23 protein-coding genes and 1 pseudogene are annotated in these 24,077 nt (G+C 34.3%); 7 read left to right on the top strand and 17 right to left on the bottom strand.

The window, feature by feature from the left end:
• Window positions 1–246: 246 nt before the first annotated feature.
• A complete protein-coding gene (locus ILT06_RS16550) occupies window positions 247–2,631 on the bottom strand; it encodes an immune inhibitor A domain-containing protein (protein ID WP_179958539.1) in 2,385 nt (794 codons plus the stop codon).
• 255 nt (window positions 2,632–2,886) lie between these two features.
• On the bottom strand, window positions 2,887–4,542 hold the full coding sequence (locus ILT06_RS16545) for an alkaline phosphatase (RefSeq protein ID WP_222655303.1): 1,656 nt from the start codon (window positions 4,540–4,542) through the stop codon (window positions 2,887–2,889).
• 323 nt (window positions 4,543–4,865) lie between these two features.
• Between ILT06_RS16545 and ILT06_RS16540 the strand changes: the two genes are divergently transcribed.
• Together ILT06_RS16540 and ILT06_RS16535 are read left to right on the top strand one after the other, a co-directional pair.
• Window positions 4,866–5,348, top strand: coding sequence for a DUF2975 domain-containing protein (locus ILT06_RS16540; RefSeq protein WP_064475641.1), 483 nt, complete (start codon window positions 4,866–4,868; stop codon window positions 5,346–5,348).
• A 10-nt stretch (window positions 5,349–5,358) separates the two neighbouring features.
• Window positions 5,359–5,574, top strand: coding sequence for a helix-turn-helix domain-containing protein (locus ILT06_RS16535; protein ID WP_064475642.1), 216 nt, complete (start codon window positions 5,359–5,361; stop codon window positions 5,572–5,574).
• Between the two features lie 40 nt (window positions 5,575–5,614).
• On the opposite strand, the pseudogene ILT06_RS16530 reads toward ILT06_RS16535, so the two are convergent.
• From ILT06_RS16530 to ILT06_RS16490, 9 genes and pseudogenes are all read right to left on the bottom strand, one after another.
• Window positions 5,615–5,924 (bottom strand): annotated as a pseudogene (locus tag ILT06_RS16530) (hypothetical protein).
• Window positions 5,925–6,037: 113 nt separating this feature from the next.
• Entirely contained in the window at window positions 6,038–6,424 is a 387-nt protein-coding gene (locus ILT06_RS16525) for a DUF3887 domain-containing protein (RefSeq protein WP_088046666.1), read from the bottom strand.
• A 2-nt stretch (window positions 6,425–6,426) separates the two neighbouring features.
• Complete coding sequence (locus tag ILT06_RS16520; protein ID WP_088046665.1) at window positions 6,427–7,104, bottom strand: YhfC family glutamic-type intramembrane protease; 678 nt, start codon at window positions 7,102–7,104, stop codon at window positions 6,427–6,429.
• A gap of 89 nt (window positions 7,105–7,193) precedes the next feature.
• On the bottom strand, window positions 7,194–8,510 hold the full coding sequence (locus tag ILT06_RS16515) for a GHKL domain-containing protein (RefSeq protein WP_064475644.1): 1,317 nt from the start codon (window positions 8,508–8,510) through the stop codon (window positions 7,194–7,196).
• Window positions 8,510–9,244, bottom strand: a complete 735-nt coding sequence (locus ILT06_RS16510) for a response regulator transcription factor (RefSeq protein WP_064475645.1) — start codon at window positions 9,242–9,244, stop codon at window positions 8,510–8,512. Before ILT06_RS16510 ends, ILT06_RS16515 begins: the two co-directional genes overlap by 1 nt.
• A gap of 178 nt (window positions 9,245–9,422) precedes the next feature.
• Window positions 9,423–10,001 carry an HAD-IA family hydrolase gene (locus tag ILT06_RS16505; RefSeq protein WP_064475646.1) on the bottom strand — a complete coding sequence of 193 codons (579 nt, stop codon included), beginning with the start codon at window positions 9,999–10,001 and terminating at the stop codon, window positions 9,423–9,425.
• A 23-nt stretch (window positions 10,002–10,024) separates the two neighbouring features.
• The gene (locus ILT06_RS16500; protein ID WP_064475647.1) at window positions 10,025–10,606 is read right to left on the bottom strand and encodes a kinase; all 582 of its coding nucleotides are present in this window, start codon (window positions 10,604–10,606) and stop codon (window positions 10,025–10,027) included.
• Window positions 10,606–11,148 (bottom strand): GNAT family N-acetyltransferase, encoded by a 543-nt coding sequence (locus ILT06_RS16495; RefSeq protein WP_088046664.1) that lies wholly within the window; start codon window positions 11,146–11,148, stop codon window positions 10,606–10,608. Before ILT06_RS16495 ends, ILT06_RS16500 begins: the two co-directional genes overlap by 1 nt.
• Before the next feature lie 14 nt (window positions 11,149–11,162).
• Window positions 11,163–11,546 (bottom strand): VOC family protein, encoded by a 384-nt coding sequence (locus ILT06_RS16490; protein WP_088046663.1) that lies wholly within the window; start codon window positions 11,544–11,546, stop codon window positions 11,163–11,165.
• A 283-nt stretch (window positions 11,547–11,829) separates the two neighbouring features.
• Between ILT06_RS16490 and ILT06_RS16485 the strand changes: the two genes are divergently transcribed.
• A complete protein-coding gene (locus ILT06_RS16485) occupies window positions 11,830–12,078 on the top strand; it encodes a hypothetical protein (RefSeq protein WP_000433607.1) in 249 nt (82 codons plus the stop codon).
• Between the two features lie 324 nt (window positions 12,079–12,402).
• On the opposite strand, the gene ILT06_RS16480 is transcribed toward ILT06_RS16485, so the two are convergent.
• Window positions 12,403–12,939 carry a DUF2812 domain-containing protein gene (locus tag ILT06_RS16480; RefSeq protein WP_222655302.1) on the bottom strand — a complete coding sequence of 179 codons (537 nt, stop codon included), beginning with the start codon at window positions 12,937–12,939 and terminating at the stop codon, window positions 12,403–12,405.
• 7 nt (window positions 12,940–12,946) lie between these two features.
• Window positions 12,947–13,264, bottom strand: coding sequence for a PadR family transcriptional regulator (locus ILT06_RS16475; RefSeq protein ID WP_000991836.1), 318 nt, complete (start codon window positions 13,262–13,264; stop codon window positions 12,947–12,949).
• Between the two features lie 203 nt (window positions 13,265–13,467).
• Between ILT06_RS16475 and ILT06_RS16470 the strand changes: the two genes are divergently transcribed.
• From ILT06_RS16470 to ILT06_RS16460, 3 genes are read left to right on the top strand one after another with little or no spacing between them, the layout of a single operon-like run.
• A complete protein-coding gene (locus tag ILT06_RS16470; protein WP_064475649.1) occupies window positions 13,468–14,397 on the top strand; it encodes an AAA family ATPase in 930 nt (309 codons plus the stop codon).
• A complete protein-coding gene (locus ILT06_RS16465) occupies window positions 14,394–15,557 on the top strand; it encodes a DUF58 domain-containing protein (RefSeq protein WP_088046662.1) in 1,164 nt (387 codons plus the stop codon). The genes ILT06_RS16470 and ILT06_RS16465 overlap by 4 nt, the downstream gene beginning before the upstream one ends.
• Window positions 15,532–16,641 (top strand): DUF4018 domain-containing protein, encoded by a 1,110-nt coding sequence (locus ILT06_RS16460; protein ID WP_088046661.1) that lies wholly within the window; start codon window positions 15,532–15,534, stop codon window positions 16,639–16,641. The genes ILT06_RS16465 and ILT06_RS16460 overlap by 26 nt, the downstream gene beginning before the upstream one ends.
• A gap of 57 nt (window positions 16,642–16,698) precedes the next feature.
• Here ILT06_RS16460 and ILT06_RS16455 read toward each other — a convergent pair whose 3' ends face one another.
• Entirely contained in the window at window positions 16,699–18,156 is a 1,458-nt protein-coding gene (locus ILT06_RS16455; protein ID WP_064475652.1) for an MFS transporter, read from the bottom strand.
• Between the two features lie 301 nt (window positions 18,157–18,457).
• The gene (locus ILT06_RS16450; RefSeq protein ID WP_064475653.1) at window positions 18,458–19,672 is read right to left on the bottom strand and encodes an aspartate aminotransferase family protein; all 1,215 of its coding nucleotides are present in this window, start codon (window positions 19,670–19,672) and stop codon (window positions 18,458–18,460) included.
• A gap of 271 nt (window positions 19,673–19,943) precedes the next feature.
• Here ILT06_RS16450 and ILT06_RS16445 point away from each other — a divergent pair, with 271 nt between their 5' ends.
• Window positions 19,944–21,323, top strand: coding sequence for a catalase (locus ILT06_RS16445; RefSeq protein ID WP_064475654.1), 1,380 nt, complete (start codon window positions 19,944–19,946; stop codon window positions 21,321–21,323).
• A 139-nt stretch (window positions 21,324–21,462) separates the two neighbouring features.
• Here ILT06_RS16445 and ILT06_RS16440 read toward each other — a convergent pair whose 3' ends face one another.
• A complete protein-coding gene (locus ILT06_RS16440; RefSeq protein ID WP_064475655.1) occupies window positions 21,463–21,975 on the bottom strand; it encodes a hypothetical protein in 513 nt (170 codons plus the stop codon).
• Window positions 21,976–22,087: 112 nt separating this feature from the next.
• Window positions 22,088–23,842: an adenine deaminase C-terminal domain-containing protein gene (locus ILT06_RS16435; protein WP_064475656.1), complete on the bottom strand. Its 1,755-nt coding sequence runs from the start codon at window positions 23,840–23,842 to the stop codon at window positions 22,088–22,090.
• Between the last annotated feature and the right edge of the window lie 235 nt (window positions 23,843–24,077).

Here is a 24,077-nt window from a genome sequence, read left to right as displayed (position 1 = left end):
ATTACTTACGGTCAAAAAAGCTTATATAATCGGACTGATGGAGCATTTCAATTATAAAAGAAACATCTATTTTTTCCAATAAATATATAAAAAAGCAGAGGACTTTTTCACTTCTGCACATCTTTTCATTTTTTTAAATGGTAATTTTTTCGATTTGTATTTATGTAACAGTTTTTTCTCACAAGAAGAAAAGAGCTGCCATAAGTCAGGTTTCACCGACTTATGGCAGCTCCTTTTCATTTTATTTTAGCGATGGATCCAAACTGCACCTGCAGACTTGTCTTCAGCTTGACCTACTACTTCAAACTTCAATCCAAGCTTCGGCAACTTACGCCCGGCATCTGGAATAACACTGTTGATGTATTGCTTAGAATCATCAAATTTCGCAACGCCTGGCAATCCTTTATAATCAAAGATACCGCGGGTTGGCGAATTTACTTTCCATGCTGGCGTTTGATCAAATGAGAATGCCGCATCGGCAATTTGATAACGCGTACTGCTCTTCACAGTTGGTTGTCCATTTAATGTTCCTACGATTGCCTCTGGATGAGAATCAACTACCCCAAGGAATCCTTCGCCTGGATGAACGCCTACCCAGTTATCTGTAAAGCTTTGATCCGCATACCATACAACCATTCCTGTATTAAACACTGGACCACGTGCATGTTGTAGCGCCGTGTCAGACCCAGCGTAATTTCGCCACTCGATATAGTAGTTATGTTTTTTCTGTTCAAATCCGTTAGACACAGTAAATCCTTTTAGCGTCATTGCTGGCTGGCCTTCTGCGTCATCAGAGAAAACAACTTTTCCATCTACAGTTAATGCTGCATTGTCTAACGCAAATCCTTTATAAGCTACTGCAATATCTGTTACATACTCAAATTGCAGTTTTACTTTCTTCCCTTTAAATTGGCTTAAATCATATGATTTATCAACCCACTTACCATCTGTTGTATCTACGCCGCCTTTTACATCTTTTTCGCCCATTCTATCAATACGTGTCTTCGTTCCATCTTCTGCAATCGCATTTACGTCAAGGAAATCATACTTCGCTTCCAATTCATAAAATGCCTTATAATCAAACTTAGCATCCGTTGCAGTCGTTAAGTCAAATACTGGTGTCTCTAGTGTTGTATGAATGTCATTTCCTTTTGTGCTGTAATAAAACTTCTTACCAAATGCTGATTCGATGTTTTTTATATCTTTGTCTGGCAAGTTAACACGAACGATTCCTGGTCGTTTTGATTTTGTAACACTTTGATCTAAAAATGTTGCAGTACCGATTCCTGTGCGCAGTTTATCATAATCTACCTCAACGATATTCACCCAGTTACCCTTCATATTCTTTTGGAAAAACTCTTTATTTTGTGGCGAGAAACTTGTTGGCTCTGTTCCCGCAATTTTTCCAGCCCAGCTACCGCCGCTCATAAGGGACCATGATTCAACAGGTTCACCTTGCCCTGAATACTTTGTATCATATTCATCTGGTAAGCCTAAATCATGACCATACTCATGTGCAAACACACCAACTGCTCCGTCTTCAGGCTCGATTGTATAATCATATGCCGCCATCTTTCCGCCCCAATTTGAAACAGAAGATTTCGTACCATCTATCGCATATGGTTTTGATCCTAGTTTTGAACGATGAGACCAAATCGCATCATCTTTCAATTTACCACCGCCAGCTTCTTGACCTACGCCCGCATGTACAACCATTAGGTGGTCAATAATTCCATCTGGCTCGTTTTTATTTCCATCACCATCTTGATCGTATTGATCAAATTGATCATAATCAGCTAAATTAATGCCTTTTGCTACAGCTGCTTTTAATGCTTCTTTCACAAAATCGCGTGGCCCTAAAGGACCTTTATTATCATGACCAGTTCCCGCATCCGCACCATAATCTGAAGCTTTTCCTGGAACAGTAAGCCATTCGGTTACAGTGCCATCAACTGTGTAGCTTCCGCCAGATTGCTCCTCATAATATTGTTTAAAAGTGTTAATCTTCGATCCATCAAATAACGTAAATTGCTCATCACCAAATAACATTTTTTGATAATGTTCACGATTAAAGTCCTTAGAATACATGTAACCCGGTTCTTGATCAATATTATTATGCTTAAAATCGCTAAATTCTACGAGTAAAACAAGCACTTTATCTTTTCGAACAGCTCCATTGTACTCTTCTTGCTTCGCTGGTGTAGTAGGTACTTTTCCATTTAGTTTTCTAGAATTCAAACCTGCATCTTGTCCAGCCGCTGGTCCTACTTCAGGTTGCTGCGCCTGTTCATTTTCCTTCATTTTTGTATCTTTTACTTTTTTCATAAAATCAGAAGCTTCTTGCGTAAGACTATCTCCTGTCAAGATTTCTTTCCCAGGGTTTTCCCCTTTCTTTTTCTCAACATAATTTTCGACAGCCTTTGATGTCTCAGCTTGTGATGCAGATTGATCAATTACTCCTCGTTGTTTCAGCGCTTCTGCCAAACGCTCTTCAGGTATTAAATGCTCATCAATTGGTAGAGATGGTGGCGTATCAGCATACGCTGCATGACTTCCAAAAGCAAAACTACTACTTAGTACTGCTGCTGTTGCTAAAACTGATAATGGTTTTAACTTCTTATTCTTTTTCAATGCATTTCCTCCCCAGTGTCTGCGAATTATCGTTTTTTTTGCCGATAGGAACATAATATTCGTTATAATACGAATATTCAATCTTTTTAGAAGGCTAAAATGTTGAGAAATATTTTTTGGAGGGTGAAAAACATACAATAGGTATATTTACAGGAAGTCTACTCTAGAAGTTATGATTCGCTTTCCTCTTTTTTTCGAGTAAAATCTCATTAAAAAAAGCCAATTCCTAAGTACTAGCTAAGGAATTGGCTTTTTTTAATGAGATTTTATGAATAAATGGATTGCTTCTTCTGGTATATAGAACTTGCCATTGCTTTCTACAACGACACTACTTAATTCATATTCTTTATTCTTAATACGAATTATATTTTTATTTACAAAGAATTGAGCTTTTACATTATTACGTTTTACTATGAGCACCGGGTTTTCTGTATCAGTATTATCTATTGTTACTGTTGCACCTTTTCGTTTAAAGGCTAATTCACTCTCTACAAATAATTTGTTTGTTACTTCTTCTAAGTTAAAGCCCATTGCTTTCGCCATCGTCTTCGCAATGTCTGTGTTTTGGATCAAACCGTTTGGCTTTTGAGGACCGTAAGAATACAAAAACACATCTTCACCTGTATGGCCTCCTGTTGTGAAGCCTATGTTCGCACGATTGGCCAATAATGTAGTAAGTATTGGACCTACATCCGATTTCTTTTTTGCTGCTTTTACTCTTTCTTTTTCATCATAAGTTAAATTGTCCAAACCGTATAATTTAGCTACATCTTCTACATTTGATAAATCAGATTTTAGTTTATTTGTAGCACCTTCAAGTGTCATTTTCGATTTTTTTAATGGACCAATGTATGCAGAGACCGGCGTAATATTATAGCCTTTTGTCGTATTCGCATTCCCAATAGAAATACCGCTGTTACCATGATCAGTTACAGCTATTAACATCGTATTACCATCTTTTTTTGCAAATTCCAATGCTTCTGCAACTGCGTTATCAAATGCTAATACATCACTAATCATCCCTATTGGATCGTTCACATGAGCTGCCCAGTCTGGCTTACTTCCCTCTACAAATAAAAAGAAACCATCTTTATCTTTTGATAGTGTTTGAATTGCTTTTTCCGTCATTTGAGAAAGTGTTGGTTGCTCCGGATTTGTTGCTTCACGATCCATATCAAATGCTAAAGCATTATGTGAGAAAGAGCCCCAAATTTTCTTAGATTTAGAGTTCAATAATGCATCTTTCGTTTCAACAAAGTCGTATCCTTTGTCTTGAATCACCTTTACTAAATCTTCACCATCTTTTCTTTTTATAGGTAGCAGTGCCACTTTTCCCCCACCTAATACGACATCTATATTTTGATACACTTGCTGCTCCGCAATTACGTCAAAACGCTTACGGTTAATATGGTGAGCAGAAAATCCAGCGGGAGTAGCATGCTGAATTTCAGCTGTAGCAACTATTCCAGTTGCGCGACCAGTGCGTTTAGCACCTTCTAGAACATTGGCAACTGGACGTAACTTGTCCTCTTCTTTTATTGATTTTAAGCCAGGTGAACTTACAATAGAAGGTAATATACCTACATATCCTGAATTCGATTTATTCCCCGTCGCTAAAGCTGTAGCTGCTGGGGCTGAGTCTGTTATAGCCGATTCCGCCGAATAGGTACGAACTCCTCCTGTTACCATTTCATCTAATGCAAGTGGTTTCCCTTTATACAAGCGAGCTAATGTCGTTGCTGAAGAACTCGTTCCGTCCATAACCATTATGATTACATTTTTCGGTTGCCGTTCTACTTGTTTCACCTTAGCTTCCACCGAATAATAATTCATCATGCTTTTCGTACATAACATACTTAGTGTGGTTCCTACTAACAGTAACCTCTTCATCAATAAACCCAAATTCACCATTGTTGTTCCTCCGTATGTTTCACATTCATTTATATACAAAAAGATTTCCACAACCTATATATGTTTTATTAGTCCCCAATTTTCATGAAGCTAACAATCATTACCTTCACTTTCTTTTATTAGTAAAGCAACGAACGGTACATATCATAGCTTTTTATGTTCAAATAACTAGAGACCACACCTTTTTTATAAAAACGTCTTATCATTCTCTTCACTAAAATTTGTTTCTCAATAAAAATCCGATTGAAATAAATAAGAATTTATTGTTAAACGATAAAATTTATGTTAAATTAAAATGATAATTTAAAAATGAGGTGCTTTATATGAAACAAGGATCAACACTCTTTTTAAAGACAGCAATTATCCTTATCGGTATTCCTGTTTTTGCTTTGTGTATATTTTTAATTCCTAATATTGGGAATTATGCAGCGGAATTGTACCCGGATATTGCATATATAAAATATCTTATTTTAATTAATCTATATGCAACGGTGATACCTTTTTATTTTGCTCTATATCAAGCCTTTAAACTTGTAAGCTACATTGACAAAGGTAACGCCTTCTCGAAATTATCTGTTAGAGCTTTAAAGAAGATTAAACAATGCGCTGTTACAATTAGTGTATTATATGTAATAGGTATGCCACTCTTCTATCTCATAGCGGAGAAAGATGACGCACCAGGTATTATTATAATAGGCATGCTCCTAATCTTTGCTTCAATGGTAATCGCAGTCTTTGCTGCCGTTCTCCAAAGACTTTTAAAAGATGCGATAGATATAAAATCAGAAAATGATTTAACGGTCTGAGGTGAATAACATGGCAATAATAATTAATGTTGATGTAATGTTAGCGAAACGAAAAATGAGTGTAACTGAACTTTCGGAGAAGGTTGGAATTACAATGGCTAACCTTTCTATATTAAAAAATGGAAAAGCAAAAGCAATTAGAATTACAACTTTAGATGCTATTTGTAAAGCGTTAGAATGCCAACCAGGGGATATTTTAGAATATCAACCAGAAGAAAGTGAATAAAAAGAGTCCTTCTCGTATGAAGGACTCTTTTTATTCGGTATTATGGCGCAAAACTAACTCGACCAGTCAAAACTAAAATAATCGCGATAATCCAAAATATAAAGAAGGATAAGGACAGTATTAATGAAAGAATAGCAATTCCCTTCTTCTCTGTTTTTTTCGTCATCGTAATGACAGAAAGTATGATACCTGCAACAGTGAGGGCAACTGTAATATAATCTCCCACTATATTACCTGCATTCGCTATCCTTGTCGGAGTTACAAAAACGAACAGAAAACATAAAATACCGATGAGTAAAGATATATAGCTTATTATGCTGTACTTCTTTAGGAACTATTTCAGTTTTCATACTAACCCACCCCTTCTCTATAGCTATGTGTTTATATTAGCATGAATAACCATAATTTGGTTAAAACAAAAACAGATAAAGTGGATACAACCACCTTATCTGCCATTACATTTCTACCTAATTACTAACCCAGCTATTTCTTCTTTATCGTTATAAGTTACGATAAAGGTACGTTGTTCTTTACTATACTTTGCTACAAGAATAACAGTATATAAACCATCTTTTTCTTCAATCGATTTTTTCTCAATTTTTTCGAATGTACCAGCTTTTTCAATTATAGGAGTAAGTTCTTTCATTTGCTCTTCTGATAAAGCTGATTTCATTTTACTATCAAATTTTTCATGTACTTCTTTATACTTTGCTTCATTTAATAATGATACAATTTCTTCCGCCTTCGGAATAAATTTTTTTGATGTACTTTGATCTACTTTATTACCGGTACATGCTGCAAGTGCGAACGCCGCGATAGCACTTATAATAATAAGTAACATTCTTCTCATTTTCATACACCCTTTCTTTTTAAAATAAAACTATAGCTAAAAACGACTAAAGTACAAATTGCTATTGAAACTTCTGACATAATGATCCCGTTTTTCCCTGGTACATATAGCGATATAATGCCAGCTAATGCATTTGCGGTCCCATGGATGAGAATTGCATATACAACATAACGGAATTTCTTTTGGACGACAGCTTGTAATACAATGAAGGAAAGTCCAATATGCAATATCATCGCGAAGATGCGCTCAATACCGCCGAAATAGTAACTGTCACCATTTTGAATGACTGTTTGTGACAATAATAGAGATATTACCGGGATACCAACTATCAACACTGCCTCAATACCACCATGCCCTGCTCCAAATAAAAAACCAGACTGCCAATCTCGTTGCTTCATAAAATAACGCATTGCAATAAAACGAGCTATCTCTTCAAAAATTCCAGCTGATAAACTAAGCAAAATTACAAATAATGCAGGCTGCATTACTGAAAACATTTGAAAATCTGTGCTAGTTCCATTTACATAATTCAGTATTGGTATGCGGATCAATATTTGTGATACAACAAAAGCCAATACACCTAACATATAAGGAATAGAGCGTTTCTTCCAAACAGCATATAATAGTGCTACAAGCGGTAAACCAAAACTAATCATTGTTGTAAAAATAAGACCATTCATCTCGCTTCACCTCTTACTTGAAGTGTATAAAAATAAGTGAAGGAAGTATGTAGTTATTTCCTATTCGGTTTCATTTTCATCATAGATGGTCATTTCATCTCTTTTAGTATGAATGTTTGCGTGAAATAAGGACTTACATAAGTTGTTTCTAACGTCGCGTTATTTGTTTTATTTATAATCCGTTTTAACGAGAATAGCCCGTATCCTCGAGCTCCTTCTTTACTTGAATGGTTTTTCTCATAAATTTTTTGCAAATTAATCGCTTCACTCTTTGAACTATTACGCACGATAAAATATTGTCGTGAATCCATTTCAAAAAATGCGATTTGCAAAATCTTTTCCTCACTATGTACTGCTTCTTCAATTGCATTGTCTACTAAAACTGAAATGATGCGAATAAATGAAATGATCGTCATTGAAACACTTTCAATGTTCTCTGGTATATCGAGCAGTACTTTTATTTGTTGTTGCTGGGCAGTGCCAACTTTCGCCCTTAATACACTTCTCACTTCAGGAATATGTATACGAGATAATTTCGCAATATCAAGTTCATGATCATTTATTGTTTTTAACGTAGGAGCTACAACGTCATAATACACTTGCTCAATTTCTTTCACATTTTTTGTACGTATTCCCTCTTCTAACGATAGTAATACATTCATATAATCATGACGGAAACTAGCAAGCTCATCATGCATATCCTCTAATTTCTCCACATAATCTAATAACTCTTTATCTAAACGTTTTTCATGCTCTTCTCGTAACTTTTCTTTCGATAAGTGTGAGCTTATTAGTACAATGATTAGTAATAATAAAAATACAATAATAGCTGAAATATAACTTACTTCACTGTATTGTTGATTTAATTGTGCTAAAAACGCAGTAGAAGGCTGAGTTAAAATTAGTTCAATAATAAATCCGGCAATTAATAATATATAAGTTACATAGTATAGCGGACTACCTACTATATATTGAGCAATGTTTTGGATTCTTTTACGAGCTACTAAAATACCGATAAAAGTAAGTGTCGATACGATAAGATGAATAACGCTACCTGTCCATAAATATAAATTAAAAGCTGTTAACATAAAGATTTTCATTCCTAAATCAAGTAGCAACATTTTCACTAACGTAATAATTACCATACTCACTAGTGCAAAATATACATTATGCTTAAATTTCAATTCATTTTGCATTAATCCTAAACTTATTAAAAACAACACAATCGTACTATTCAATTCTGGATATCTCGTTACTGTTACGACAATAGCCAGTAAAATAATGAATACTGCACTTAAAGCTATTAACATTCTATATGACAATCTATTGTACCGGATTAATTGAATGTATAAAAACGTATGGCTTATACTAGTAAGCAGTATTGCAAATATATCATAAATATACATTACATCTCACCCTTTAACATGTTACGTACTTTACTCACTAAACGCCGTGATACTGGAATACGTTTCCCGCTTTTTAAAACTATCATTTTTTGCTTCGCATCATAAGAAGACATTTGCTTCGTATTCACGATATATGATTGATGACAACGAAATAAACGTTCATCTATTATTTCAATCTCCTTTAAAGTTCCGTAAAAATAAACGATCCGATCTAACGTCACTAATGCTAAACGGTGTGGTTCATCGGTCATAACATATTCAACTACAAGGAACGGAACTCGCACAGTCGCATTACTATTTTCAACGATAAAGTCATCGGACGGAATAATTCGCTTATTACGCGCTTCATACTGTAGTAAACATTGTTCAAAAACGTTACGCCTCTCCTCGTATGGCAACCCTTTATCAATAAATGTTAAAGCTGATACCATATATTGATATGAAATAGGTGCAAATTCAGAATGCGTCGTTACAAACACAATAATTCCTTGCGTATCATACTTTCGTATCTCTTGTGCCACTTGTAACCCTTTACGCTCTTCTCTTTTTATCTCTATATCTAAAAAATAGATTGGGATATACTTCGCCTTAGGAATGTTCGTAATAATGTTTTCACTTTTACTAGTTACCTCTATAAAATCAAAAGGCAACATATACTCCTCACAAATCTCTTCAACTAGCCGCTTCATTTGCTGTGCTTGTATGACATCATCTTCTAAAATGAAAATACTCATGTGATCACTCGCTTTATTGAAATCTTTTCATCTATAGATTTATCTATAACTATATAATTCAAATCGTTATACCAATCTCCTCCTAATTACTAGAAAGTATTAATTTTCTATAGTTTTTATAAAGCATAGAAAATAACCTCTACTTTCAAGCAAAAAGTAAAGGTTTTATTTGAATTATTTATAAAATAACCTCTCTATCAATCACTACGTTAAAAAATTCCGAGTAATGCGATAAAGAATAATTCGCTACATCACAGTTCCCTTGAAACATACATGTTGAAATACCTAATTCTTTTGCAGGTAATAAATCTAATTCTCTATCACCAATAGCTAAATCAATATTGTGCTTTTTATGCAAATGATCATAAGATAAAGCGTTCGGTTTTCGGGGGAAACCATCGTCAATTGTAACCATGTCTACGAAGTATTTGTTCCAGCCGTAATGATTTAATATAGATAATACCCCCGCTCTATCTTTATGAGTCATAATGACATTTTTATCGGCAAACTTTAATACCTCTTCCACTTTTTCAAATGGTTTTATATCTTCTATCATAATACGACTCTCTAATACATCAATTTCATTTAATTGTTTTTTAGATATTTTATAATAATCAATTACGTGAGAAAATGAAACCTTTAACTTTGTATAGATTTCCTCTTCACTTATTTCCTTCCCTAAAACTTGAGAAAGAATTTTTGTATAAACTGGATACGTATCAAATAACGTCCCATCAAAATCCCATAAAATATTCATTCTGTTCTCCTTCTATTTTCCAATCATTGTATGACTAAATCCGCCCGATCCTTCGGCAATTCCGTTTCTAAGTAAAAACCCTCTGCTTTCCAATACCTATTCTCAAACTTTGAAAGGTTCTTCTGCGTTTCCGGACTCTCCCGAAGAAAACGTGTCTCTCTTGGACAATCTAAATACACCATATAATGAAAGAAATCTCTCCACTCTTTTCGCTGTAGAAAAACACCTTCAATTACAATTACACCTACTATGGGTATCTGTACTTTTTTCATCTCACTTGAATCTGTCTCATTATTATAGAACGGTAATTTCAGTTTTGTTTCATTTTGTAACTTCTGAAAAAACTTCTGCCGAAGCGACTCAATATCCCATTGCAAATAATAATACTCATACCATTCTTCATAGCCAGTATGATATCGTTTATTACGCTCTACTATATGATCATCAATATGAAAAATATGAAACGGGATGCTTTCTTGTTTCATATTTTCCTTTAAGTTTGTTACAAATGTTGTCTTTCCCGATCGACTTAAACCATCTATACCTAAAATGAATCTATTTTCTTTATGCTTCTTCATAATATTTATAAGCTCGTTTGTATTCATTACTTCTTCCACTCTTCTTTTAATAACGAGTATAAAATTGTATCATGAGCAACTCCATTTTGAATCATATGTTTTCGAAGTAATCCTTCTTCTTGAAACCCTGCTTTACTTAATAATTTTTGAGAAGCTTTATTTTCTACATATACAACAGCTGCAATTCTTATAAGTTGTAACGTTTCAAATCCGTAACCTAAAATCGCCTGTAACGCTTCCGTTGCATACCCTTGTCCCCAATATGTATCGTCTAATTCATAACCAATTTCAGCTCGCTTATGATGCTTGTTTATTAAATGAAATCCGCACGTTCCGATTAATTGGCCCGTACCCTTCTTCTCAATTCCCCAGCGAAATACTGTTCCCTCTTCATAACGATTTTTAAACGTTTGAATAGTCGTTTTTGCTTGCTCAATATTTTCGAAAGAATCCATCCCGAAATAACGTATAACAGATTCTTTTGAAAAATAACGGAACATAGTTTCTGCATCGAGTAGTGTAAGTTCTCTTAATTGTAAACGTTCTGTTTCTAGTTTCGGAAACCCCATCTCTTTTTCTCCTTCTATTCTAATGAACTGCAAATTTCAATATAATTCCCATCTGGATCGGCAATGTATGCAATTGTTTGTCCCCACGATTTCACAATTGGTTCAACTAAGATCTTAATTCCTTGCTCTCTAAATTGTTCGATTGTTTCTTGTACATGATCAACAACGAATCCCAATTCAAAATGAGAAGATTGTAACTCGCCTTCTGTAAGTGGTAGTCCTGTTAATTCTTTCACATCTTGCCTCGTGTTCATCGCTAAAATTGTAGAACCAGTATTAAACTCAATATATGTACCATGCTCTGCTTTTATAGGTAACTGTAAAATATCTTTATAAAATCTTAAACATTCTTCAAACTTTTCTACATATAAAATGATGTACTTCATTTTTAAATTCATTTTACATCCTCCTTTATATCCATCCCTAAAATTTCGACAAATGTCTCATAAAAACCTTGTTCCTTATAGCAACGAGCAAAAAAAAATGAGGCCGATTTCTCGGCCCCCCAGCTTATTGGCATAAAACAGGAGATTTGGTTTGGACATAACCAGTTCGTACTTTTATTATATTTTATTTTTTCTGAATTTTGAATACTTTAAATACCCATTTATATTGAGAAAGTTTTTTTGCTTGCATAAAATTAATGAGTTTAAGAAATGCTACAAATGGAGGTGTATACATATGGAACCAATGCTATGTCCAAGCTGTAAAACGAACCGTACTCGCTTTAATATTCTTGAGCAACAAGTAAAACCAGTCAAGTTAAATCCACAAACTGGTCAAGTAGAAGAGGAATACACAAATGAAAATATGAATGCTTTTCATATGGCTTATCAAGGACCAACATACAGAGTCCAATGCGCTGTATGCGGACTCGTTGAAAATCCAGAACAATTTATTAAACCTGCTCAAAATCAGTCTTTTTCTTAAACATTTTTATTACCCCCTACCAATTTTCTGTAGGGGGTTTTTCGATTTAATATGTTAATCAAAAAATGTTTTTCTTCCTTATTATAAGTTACACCCCACACCTCTTTAGTCATCTTTTATTTTTTTGATCTTCGATATGAATCATTTTTTCTTCATTTATTATTTTTGGGTTATTTGTGGTTCTTCGTAACTGTTAATTCTGTGCCTTTATATAGATTTTTATTATATAAAAAAGAGTGAACAAAAATACAATTATATAGAAACAAAAGAAGTTAATCCCGGTATTTCCCTACAACATCAACTTCTTTTTAACTCTACTTTTTATTATAATATTTCACTTTTTAATTTCTTAATTTTCCAAGTGAGTCTTATAAAGAAGTATATCCACATACAACCTGTAAGACTCGTCATAGCTTTCGCCCACATTGGCACTCTTGATTCCATCGGGCTTATAAATAGATTGTACATTGATGGTAATATAGCTGCTAACATAATAACAAAGAATACTAATAACTCATTTAGTTTTTGTATCCTCGTCTCCTTTTCTGAGTAAATATCAGGCAATTCATTTACTTCTTCTACTTCTTTACAAAAATAATTCCATCTTGTGAAACTTGTTACACGTTCCCAACCTGACATTTCATATATTTCAAAATACTCTTGTTGTTGTTCTTTCGAATCTCTATAAACTAATCTAAAATCAGCTTTGTATATTACATCTTTTGGCTCAGTTTTCTTAAACGTATACATTAAATTATATTTTTGTAATGCCCAACCTTGCTGATGCATCTTTCGTAAAAAAGCTTCTTCTTTTTCTAAATTCCATGCCGTAAAAAACTTAAATACCCTTTTAGTCTCCATCTTCCATTCACTCCCCTAAAATACTATTCCCATTCCTTACAGATCTCTGCAACCTGTTATACTCTAGCTCTAATACTTCTTTACCAAGTAGCGTTAACTCATAGCACTTCTTTCTATCTGTAGAGGCCACTTCAACTATTAACTTCTCTTTTAGTAACTTTGTCGTATTCCCATATAAAGTACCTGGACCGAGCTTTACTTCTCCATTTGTCATCTCTTCTACCATTTGCATAATTCCGTAACCATGCATTGGTTTCACTAGTGATAACAATATGTAATATGTCGCCTCTGTTAACGGAATATATTTTTTCGCTTTCGCATTCATTATAACCACCTCCGATACATCGTTACCTGATATATCGACTAACGATACATCGTATATCGATATTATATAATCATATTCCAAAATATGCAAGGTAATTTAATAACTTAATATCTATTTCTTTAAATTAAAAAATCATATCAATTTTCTGAATAATTTGTTAAAATATAGAAATATCCGCTTATATTTTGAAAGGAATGATACATATGATAAATAAATTGAAAGAAAACATAGGATCCGTTTTTGTCGGTAAAGAAAATGTTATTGATCTATTACTCGTTTCATTGCTTGCTGATGGACATGTACTGCTTGAGGATGTGCCTGGTACGGGGAAAACGTTACTTGCGAAAACACTTTCTAAAAGTATAGGTGGTAATTTTTCTCGCGTCCAATTTACACCGGATGTACTTCCGAGTGATGTAACAGGTATTGAATATTTCAATCCGAAAACGAGCGAATTCGAGTTAAGACTTGGACCAGTCATGACCAACATTTTGCTTGCGGATGAAATTAACCGCGCTATGCCTAGAACACAGTCTAGTTTATTAGAATCGATGGAAGAACGACAAGTAACGCTTGAAAAGCAATCTACTCCTCTTCCGAAACCGTTCTTTGTTATTGCAACGCAAAATCCAATTGAATCACAAGGAACGTTCCCTCTACCAGATGCACAGCTTGATCGTTTTTTAATGACGATTTCAATTGGTTATCCGTCTCCAGAGGATGAACTACAAATGATGCGACGTTTTCGTAGCGATGTACCACTAGAAAGTATCACATCTGTTATTTCTTTAGATGATATTTTAGAAGCACAGAAACGAGTAAAAGAAATTTTCGTATCAGAACCGTTAGAACATTACATTATTAAACTTGCTCACGCTACAAGAAATCATGATTACATCGCCAATGGTGTAAGCCCGCGTGCCACATTAGCTTTAGTACGCGCAGTTCAAGCACTAGCCTTTTTACGCGACAGAGAATATTGCACGCCTGAAGATATACAATTTTTAGTTCCTTCTGTTTGGAATCACCGTATCGTCTTATCAATGGAAGGTGCATTACGTACGACAAAAAATGAAATTATGCAAAGGATTTTAAAAGAAGTTGACGTACCGGTGGAGATTGAACAAACATGAATGGACAGCGTGTTGTAACTGTACCTTTATTTTTCCAACTTCATATTATTCAACTAACTGTCCCAGGCGCTATACTATTTACATTTTTTATGCCACAACGAATCATTATGTTTCTCTTTTTTTTCTATTATTTATTTGCGATTTTCATTTATAAATATGTCGCTTACATAGAGAAAACATTTGAAGTCGTAAATGGGAAACAAACTACTCGGCTTTTTCCTAATGAATCTGGGCAGTTTTTTATTCATTTAAAAAATGGAGCAAATATACCACTCGTTAACGGTGTTTGTTATTTTCATTTAAATCCGTCACTACTACCACAAAATGATCAAGGAATTGAACAAATATCAAAAACACTATTCTCTTTCCCGTTTTCACAACCTGCTCATTCGGCGCAAAAGTGGGATTTAACATTAACTGCAACGAAACGTGGTGTGTTTCAAATTGAACAGTTCGAATGTGTCTTGAAAGATCCTTTTCATCTTTTAACTGTGCATTTGCCCATTTTTGATAAATTAAGGACTGAAATTATTGTGTACCCTTCTCCTAAAGAAGTAGCAGGCCTACAAGAACTACAGCAACTTTTAAACGGATCTTATCGAACGAATTTTTCTTTTTACAATGATGAAACATCTATTATTGGAGTTAAACGATATGAACGTGAGTCTTTCCGTTCTATTCATTGGAAAGCATCTGCTAAAATGCAATCATTACAGGCGAAGCAATATGAGCCTGTAAAAAATTATAGTTGGACGATTTGTCTTTCATTAGCTGCTGATCGCGGATTTGGTTGGAAAGATAATATAGAAGACCTTATTTCATTTGCAACATACATTTGTCAATACGCAACGAAGCATCAAATACCGTTTGAACTATTTATTAGTGTATTAGTTGAAGGTGGACCTCTGCACTTACCATTAAACGAAGGGCTAACCCATTACGGGATATCTTTAGAGGAATTAGCGCGTATTTCAGATGATAGTACGTTACTTCCGAAACAAGGATTTCTTCATTATGTAACGAGAAAAAGAGAACGATCGTCTACAATGATATACATTGGTTTACAGAGAAATGAACTCCCTCTTCTCTCTCAGCCTACGTTTCTCATTAATAACGAAGGGATGGTGGAAAAGCTTGAAAACTTGGCTTTATCACATTAATGACTTTATTCTGCTGCTCCTCCTTTCGTTATTAACGGAAAGAGATGAACTCATCGGTATTGCTATATTTTTAGCAACAGGCTATATGGGAGTATTTCTTATCCATAAACTAATGAAGAAAAAAACAACAGGTTTTGTCATACTGTTAATTACTCAAATAATCGGTTGTTCTCTCTTTCTCTCTTTCTCTCTATTTGGCACAATAATGTTACCACTTTTCTTCTTTATCGTATATGTAGTCGGACCAGGATATCCAGTTCAAAAATCATTAAGCGGTATTGTTTGGTTTGGTGTTTCAGCTATATTTTATGCGCCCTTTCCACCTTTGTGGAAACTGTTACTGTTAGTCTTACACATAATGATTACATTTTGGTTAACTGGGGCTAATCGTAATCAGCAGTTATTACGTTTCGCTTCTCTTATTACGATTGGAATAATTAGTGCTTTCCTCATTCCTATTTTCCCATACATTCGGCTTCTTTTTTCTTATGCCGTACAAGTAGTTGCTTTAGGATTTGGATACACCATTAATCCGTTATTTTCGGCAGCTGAATCAAAAGAAACTGACGATTTTTGGTCGAATAAAGGGAATTTAAAGGATCCTCAAATTAAGGATGACTTTGGACAGCGTTCTTTTGATCCAACTCTCATAAATAGCATTACAATAATAGTATGTACAACCATTGCTATTTACGTCGTTTGGAAAATAATAAAAAAACGAAAATATTTAAGTTTGCCAAATATGCCTGCCTTCGAATCTACTATCATCACTGACAAAGAAGGAATGAGTTTAAAACAATTTAAACGAAACAAACCACCACATAACGAAATTCGAAAAGAAATTTTTAAGCTGGAGAGTAAATTAACTCCTCCTTTAAATAGAAAACGAGGAGAAACTGTTGAAGCATGGTTAGAAAGAATAAATAGTGAAGAAGATGTAAATATTGAGAGTCATATTATTGTAAATGCTTATAATACAGTACGTTATTCAAATAGTGAGGATATGATGCTACTTCAGGAATTTAAGGAAGAGATTCATAAACTTTACTTGTATCAGAAGAGTTTGAAGAAAAGGAAGAAATAACATAACAAAAAAGACTCCTATTTTCATAGGAGTCTTTTTATACTTCTACATTACTTTTTAAATTGAAGCGTTTTTCCCTGCTTCAATTTCTAACGACTCTTCATGCCACCAAAGTGTTTCTTCAGGGTCTTCTTTAGCGATTAGATGTGCTTCCTTTTTCGTTTCAACTGTAGGATATGAACCTTTAAGTGCACGTCCTGAAGTTGTAACGAATAATACACTAAATACGACTAATCCAATAATACTTACACCTGCTAAATAAAATGCCGGTGCAAGCGGGTTACCGGTTGCATGAACTAAGTATGAACATACGAGCGGTGTTGTTCCACCGAATATCGATACAGAAATATTAAATGAGATCGAAAGTGCTCGATAACGTACATCGGTGAAAAAGAGTGATGGTAATAATGAAGGTAGCGTTCCTTCATATACACTTAGGAAGAATCCTAAAATGAAAATACCTGCAAATATAGCTGCAATATGTCCATTACCTATTAGTAAAAATGCTGGAATTGCAAATACTGCTAAACCAAGTAAACCAATTTGCACGACACGTTTATTACCAATTTTATCACTTAATTTACCGAAATAAAGTGCCAGTGGAATCATAAGTGCCATCGTAATAGAAATAATTAATAAGCCAGTTGTTTCTTTGACTTTAAGTACTTGAGTTAGATAAGAAGGAATATACGAAAGAATCATATAATTTGTAATGTTAAAGAAGGCGACAATAACTGTGCTTAATAAGAAGTCTTTTTTGTGATATTTTAATATATCCATAAACGAAAATTGTTCGTTGTCTTCAGATTCCTCTTGTGCTTTTTCCATCTCTTCAAAGATGGGAGATTCATCTAAATGACGGCGTAAATATAAACCGACCAAACCAATTGGTGCAGCTATTAAGAAAGGAATACGCCAGCCCCAGCTGAGCATTTGTTCATCTGTTAACAATAACGTCAAAATGGTAACAATTACCGATGCAGCAATGTAACCTGAGAGTGTGCCAATTTCAAGACCACTACCGAGTATACCACGCTTTTTATCTGGAGAAGATTCTGCGATATAAACCATTGCTCCTGAATATTCGCCGCCTGTAGAGAAGCCTTGAATCATTCGGGCAACTAAAAGTAGTATTGGTGCCCATACACCAATTTGTTCATAGGTTGGTAGTAATGCGATGAATAATGTAGAAAGTGCCATTAAAATAATAGTAGTACTTAACACGATTTTTCGGCCGTACTTATCTCCTATTCTACCAAAGAATACACCTCCGATTGGTCGAACGAGAAAGGCTGCTGCAAATGTACCGAATGTAAGTACAAGTTGCAATCCACTATTATCAACACCTGAGAAGAATAATTGACTTAAAATAACCGCTAAATACGCGTATAATCCGAAGTCAAACCACTCCATTGCATTCCCTATACCAGTAGCAATTACTGCTTTCCTGGCTTGTTTAGAGTTGACAATATTAACGTCTTGAGGTTCAAAATTTAAATCATTATTTTGTTGCATATAATAAAACAGCTCCTTGTTTAATTTAACTTCTTTAAGCACACCTTCTCTTATTGAATAAATTAATTCGAAGCACTTAAGGAAAATTAATGTCTCCTTATCTGTTATTATTGTTTCACATAATTAATTATTTGTCCAATGAGATGCTCTTTAAGTTAAGTAATTTTAGTATTATAAAAAGCTGAAGAAGGCGCTATATGAGTACCTTTTTCAGCTTTTTATTTTTTTACGTAAATTTATTTTTTTACCACTATTTTCTTCCTATTTGCATTAAAAATAAGGTGATTTTTCATTAAAGTTTTTAAACACTTGTAGCTGCTAAACTATGCATACAAGAGATAAACTCATTAACAAATGTATCGATTTCTTCTTTTGTAATTATATATGGCGGAAGTAAACGGATGATGTTCCCTTGTGTAACGTCAACTAACATCCCTTTCTCCATTAGCTTTACCTGTAATTTCTTCACATTTTCATTCGTATCATTCAAACTAATTCCAAACATCATACCAGCATGACGTACTTCACCAATATAATAAGAATTTTCTTTCTGAATTTCTTGCAATTTATCATTTAGATAGTGTGACATTTCATACGCTTCTTGCATTAAACCATCGTCAATCAATGTATTTAAAACCGTTAATCCTAAAGCCGTTCCCATTGAAGAATGAGCAAACGTTGTGCCGTGATCTCCTGGTGCAAATACATCACATAACTTTTCACCTACAATAATTCCGCCAAGCGGTATCCCGCCTCCTGCCCCCTTACCAATTTGAATAATATCCGGAGTAATATTGAAATTTTGATAAGCGAATAGTTTACCAGTTCTCCCCATACCACTTTGAACTTCATCAACGATAAGAATGACATTATATTTATCACATAAGTTTTGAACACCATGTAAATATTCACTTGATAAAGGGTATATCCCCCCGCTTCCTAATACAGGCTCTAGCATAATCGCAATTGGATTTTCTTTAACGATTGTTTCTTCTAATTGCTCTATATTCTCACGCTCTACTTCATATGCTGGTATAGATGTTTTAGGGAAATTTTGATATACACTTTCTTGTCTCGTAAAATGAAGTGCTCCTAACGTACGTCCGTGGAAACTATTTTTCAACACTACGATTCCTTCACGTTCTACACCCGTATTAGCTCTATATTTATCAATTAATTTCAACGTCGTTTCTGTCGCTTCCGTACCAGAGTTTGTAAAAAAGACTTTTCCATTTTTTAAAGAGCAATCTACTAATTTCTTTGCATACTCAATCGCAACTGGGTTTAAAAAATGAAATGGAAGATGCAATGATTTTGTAACTTGTTCCATTGTCGTTTGCACAATTTTCGGGTGATTATATCCTAATACGTTCACTCCGACACCAGAAAATAAGTCTACATACTCTTTACCATCCACATCATAAAGCTTGCACCCTTCTCCTCTTTCTATCGCAACCTTCGTACGACAGTATGTAGGCATCATATATTCTTTATCTAATTGAAACCAATCCGACATTTTAAATTCCTCCTAGTTATTTTCCTTGTTTATTTATGTTCATTCTCTATAAATTCATGTATAAATTCATTTTTAAGATTAATATTTTAATAGTAATTTTCTTCCCGATATTCATTTTTCCATAATTTCTTCTATTTCAACAGGTCCACTACATGTGCATTTTTTTCATCTAGCGGTCTGTTACCATTTTGGACTTTGCGTGTCATACATAATCAAGGCTATGAAATCATATTTAGTAACAATGGACAAAAAAGATTTGGAGGCTATATCGATGGATGAAAACTATGATAAACAGGGGCAATCTATACTAGGGAAAGGCTTTAATGAAAATGGAGAACGTAATGAACAAGCTACACTTCACTCACAAACAGTTGGTTCACGTGGACCAGTTCTAGAGCAAGATAGTGTACTTCACGAGACGTTACAAGAATTTATTCACGAAAAAATTTTAGAAAGACCTGTTCATGTAAAAGGATTTGGTGCGTTCGGTTATTTTCAAACAATCTATCCAATGTCTGAACATACAAAGTTAAGTTTTCTACAACATTCTAATGAGAAAGTTCCTGTTATGGTTCGATTTTCATTAGCTGTTAGTACGAAAGGAACACCTGACACTTCTAGAAATGTGCGCGGTTTTTCTACAAAGTTTTATACAAAGGAAGGCATTTTCGATCTTTTATGTAATCACATTCCTGTCTTTTCTGTTCGTGATCCGATGCGTTTCCCTGAAACGATTCAAGCGTTGTTACCTTCACCTATAAATAACTTAATAGACCCTAATAAATTCTGGAGCTTTGTCGCTAGCGCACCTGAATCCATTCATTTCGTTGTCCATTTATACTCTGATGCTGGTACAGCCAAAAGTCTGCGCCACATCCCAGGACATAGTGTTAATACATATGTTTGGAGAAATGAAGAAGGTTACCGCAAGTATGTAAAGTATCATTGGTACCCATTTGAAGGTGTACAATTCATTACTAATGAGGAAGCGAATAAACTGGCTGCTGAAAACCCTGATTATAGCGGGAAAGATTTATATGATGCAATTGCAAATGGTAAACCAGTGGAATACGGGTTATATGTCCAGCTCATGGATCCGAAAGATGAATCACATCTTTCTTATGACCCTTTAGATGATACAAAAGTATGGGATGAAAAGTCATACCCTCTTATACCAGTAGGCAAAATGGTATTAAACAAAAACCCTGGAAATTATATGGAAGAAGTAGAAAAAGTCGCCTTCTCTCCTTCTAATTTACTAGACGGTGCAGAACTATCAGATGATAAAATGCTGCAAGGACGCGCTAACATTTATAGTGATTCTCAAAGAAGAAGAATTGGTTCCGAATTTCGCAAATTGACCATTAACCAACAACAAAATTGGACACCTGCTAATCAAATAACGAGCGGTGACGGAAGATACGTTGAAGGTAAACTTGAAAGAACTTCTATTACGAAACAGGATGACTTTACGCAGCCTAGTGAATTTTATGCGAAGTTAAAACCGATTGAAAAAGAACATCTTGCTAAAAACTTAGCTAGTGATTTGAAAGTTATATCCGATGATATTAGTAAGGTCGTTTTAGGGTATTTCCATAAAGTGTCTGCTGATTTAGTGAAGAGAATTGAGAGTGCGATGCAAAAGATTTAATGATATAAAAAAACGTCATTTTAAACATTAAAATGACGTTTTTTTATGGCGAAATTACTAGTAATTTCTACCGCCTCATTTACAATTCTTAACGGAATTTTACCCCTTCAAAATTTCCGTTATTTCATTTTAGATTATGTTACTCATTTCTCTTTTTCAAATAATCTTTTTCACATTGTAACGGCTTGAATTTCACTTTTTTCCCTTTCTTCTTTTTCGTTTCTATAACGATCCATTCCCCTTTTTCAATATCTAGATTTAAGTGTTTCATTACATTGATATTATCTTTTTCTTTATAAAGTAAAAATGCTTCTTGCACTGCCACAAATAAACTAGGCTGCTCTCTAAATCCACCACTATTATAAATTTTAGTTAGCGAATTATAATAAGAATCATTTTCTCTTCCGCCATACATTAAATGTGCAGCATCCAGGTCTCTTTGGCTCACTTCCCAAAAACTGTGTTCATCAATATTTAAATCAAACGTAGATTGAATGTCCCTCATAATATTTTTCACATACTTCTCATCTCGAATTTTCCTTTTTTCAAGACAATCAGAAGATAGCTCTGGTGCATCTGTTTGAGAATGTACAACTTGTTGAATAGATACACATAATATAAATACACTTAAAATATACAATATTTTTTTCATACTTACGTTTCACCTCAAGTAATTTAGATACTATATTATTTGAGGCTCACAATATTCTTATGCTAACAATGTGAAAGGCCCTATAAATGGGACTTTTATAGGGCCTTTCATATTAACATTGCTTTATTAAATTCACCGGTGAAGCCACTACCTTACTATTTTTCACATCATATATTCCTATAGGCGTTACTCTTATAAAAGGCAAGTGCGTCGCGGAAAAGAATAAAATGGTAAATGCCGGATCATCATACGCGTAGCCACGCTCTTGCAATAATTTCACCAACCGTTTCTCTTCCTGTATTAATTCATTCATTTTTAACTTAGACATAATCCCGAGCAATGGTAATGCGATTTCGTGTAATACTTCATTCTTTTCAGCTATTACCATTCCCCCACCAATCTCTTTCACTCTATGAAAAGCTGTAAGCATATCTTCTTTATTCTTCCCAATAAGAATGATGTCACCGGTACCAGAATAAGAGCTAGCAAGGCCTCCTAATTTATTTGCAAAGCCTTTTACAACTGTATTCACTCGCCACGTACCATCACGAGCAATCATCATAAGGAAACACTCATCATGATTTAGAGAAAGTTCATCACGGTTTAAATCCATTTCACTCGTGTATGGTTTAGTTATAACGTTATTCAATAAATGTATACCCATTTTATGAGAAAAAATCATATCCTCTTTTTCTATGGACCAGTTTAATAATAATGAAGTTACTTTAAATTTACTCCAGTCTATTTGTACTGATTCACTTTTGTTTATTCCGTCACGCTTCACCCATTTTCCTTTTGCAATTACACTTATTGGAACCGGGTTTTCTTTACTTTCCAAAATATTAATATTAGCTATTCTACCTGTCGCAATTGAACCATGTAGATGTTCCATATTATAATAACGAGCGATATTATAGCTTGCCATATGATAAGCATCTATTATTGGCACTCCTTGTTTTATCGCGGTAGCTATCATTACGTTCGTCATTCCATTTTCATAAAACGAAGGATGTGAGCCGTCTGTAGTAAGAATGAATCTATCAAACTGCTTTACTCCTAGTTCTAGCAATTCTTTTAGTAACACTTCTAAATCTGGACGGATTGAAGAATTTCTTAGTGAAACCGTGTAACCTTGCATAAGACGAATGAAAGCTTCCTGCCCTGTCATCGCTTCATGATCACAATCTGTACCTAACAATTTTAATTTCGCTAAAGTCGTTTCAGATGCTCCTGGAAAATGTCCTTCCACTTTTTTATGTAATCGTTTCGTTTCCTGCACCCAATATAACATTTCATCATCGCCATGTAATAACTTTGGCCACGCTGTTAGCTCGCCACCTTGAAGAACTGCTTTATGCTTAAGCCACTCTATTATTTCTTCACGATTAAATAAAGATTCCCCTTTTTGCAATTCAGTTTGCCCATCAAAACGACACCACCAATACATACTTGCTGGAATCTTTTCAAATTCATCTAATAAACGAAATGCTTCTTCACGTTGTAATGTGAAAAATAAAGTTAAATTATCATTAATAAAAGTCGTTGTCCCAAACTGCATCGCATAATTCGCTAACGTTTCAGGATTATATAATTGATATGGATGTGCATGCGGTTCTATGTAACTTGGAACTACGTACTTTCCATTACAATCAATGACTTCACATTCATGCAGTTGCGCTGGCAGCTTTTCTCCTACATAAACAATCCGGTCATCATAGATCCAAATATTTGCTTGCACCCACTCGCGCATATAGGAATTTAAATAAGTTGCGTTCTTACATAAAATGTGCGGATTTCTTTTGCCATCTATTACTTCAACATGTTCTCTTAATTGCTTGTTACTCCATCTAAACTGATTTTCTCCCAATGAATTTCACTCCAAATCAATTTACTTTTATTTATTAAAATAAAAACAATTAACAAACTAAAGTATTCTCCATTCATAACTCTCTTGTACAACCCCTATACCCTTTATTATATGTAATAATTGCAAAAATAACAATTTTCAAAATTTAAAGTATACCTCTTTGGTCCTCAATAAAAAAGGATGTCGTGTAACTGACATCCTTTTTTATACTAAACTATACGATTGAATTACACTT

The organism is Bacillus sp. 17RED48, assembly GCF_019837545.1.
GTDB classification, from domain to species: Bacteria; Bacillota; Bacilli; order Bacillales; family Bacillaceae_G; genus Bacillus_A; species Bacillus_A wiedmannii.
The sequence above is the reverse complement of the archived record's forward strand: the minus strand, read 5'-3'. Positions and strand labels throughout refer to the sequence as shown.

Coding starts and splice junctions, on each gene's coding strand:
- ILT06_RS16545 (WP_222655303.1), bottom strand. CDS start 4,542: ATGGTGAATTTGGGTTTATTGATGAAGAGGTTACTGTTAGTAGGAACC.
- ILT06_RS16540 (WP_064475641.1), top strand. CDS start 4,866: ATGAAACAAGGATCAACACTCTTTTTAAAGACAGCAATTATCCTTATC.
- ILT06_RS16535 (WP_064475642.1), top strand. CDS start 5,359: ATGGCAATAATAATTAATGTTGATGTAATGTTAGCGAAACGAAAAATG.
- ILT06_RS16525 (WP_088046666.1), bottom strand. CDS start 6,424: ATGAGAAGAATGTTACTTATTATTATAAGTGCTATCGCGGCGTTCGCA.
- ILT06_RS16520 (WP_088046665.1), bottom strand. CDS start 7,104: ATGAATGGTCTTATTTTTACAACAATGATTAGTTTTGGTTTACCGCTT.
- ILT06_RS16515 (WP_064475644.1), bottom strand. CDS start 8,510: ATGTATATTTATGATATATTTGCAATACTGCTTACTAGTATAAGCCAT.
- ILT06_RS16510 (WP_064475645.1), bottom strand. CDS start 9,244: ATGAGTATTTTCATTTTAGAAGATGATGTCATACAAGCACAGCAAATG.
- ILT06_RS16505 (WP_064475646.1), bottom strand. CDS start 10,001: ATGAATATTTTATGGGATTTTGATGGGACGTTATTTGATACGTATCCA.
- ILT06_RS16500 (WP_064475647.1), bottom strand. CDS start 10,606: ATGAATACAAACGAGCTTATAAATATTATGAAGAAGCATAAAGAAAAT.
- ILT06_RS16495 (WP_088046664.1), bottom strand. CDS start 11,148: ATGGGGTTTCCGAAACTAGAAACAGAACGTTTACAATTAAGAGAACTT.
- ILT06_RS16490 (WP_088046663.1), bottom strand. CDS start 11,546: ATGAATTTAAAAATGAAGTACATCATTTTATATGTAGAAAAGTTTGAA.
- ILT06_RS16485 (WP_000433607.1), top strand. CDS start 11,830: ATGGAACCAATGCTATGTCCAAGCTGTAAAACGAACCGTACTCGCTTT.
- ILT06_RS16480 (WP_222655302.1), bottom strand. CDS start 12,939: ATGGAGACTAAAAGGGTATTTAAGTTTTTTACGGCATGGAATTTAGAA.
- ILT06_RS16475 (WP_000991836.1), bottom strand. CDS start 13,264: ATGAATGCGAAAGCGAAAAAATATATTCCGTTAACAGAGGCGACATAT.
- ILT06_RS16470 (WP_064475649.1), top strand. CDS start 13,468: ATGATAAATAAATTGAAAGAAAACATAGGATCCGTTTTTGTCGGTAAA.
- ILT06_RS16465 (WP_088046662.1), top strand. CDS start 14,394: ATGAATGGACAGCGTGTTGTAACTGTACCTTTATTTTTCCAACTTCAT.
- ILT06_RS16455 (WP_064475652.1), bottom strand. CDS start 18,156: ATGCAACAAAATAATGATTTAAATTTTGAACCTCAAGACGTTAATATT.
- ILT06_RS16450 (WP_064475653.1), bottom strand. CDS start 19,672: ATGTCGGATTGGTTTCAATTAGATAAAGAATATATGATGCCTACATAC.
- ILT06_RS16445 (WP_064475654.1), top strand. CDS start 19,944: ATGGATGAAAACTATGATAAACAGGGGCAATCTATACTAGGGAAAGGC.
- ILT06_RS16440 (WP_064475655.1), bottom strand. CDS start 21,975: ATGAAAAAAATATTGTATATTTTAAGTGTATTTATATTATGTGTATCT.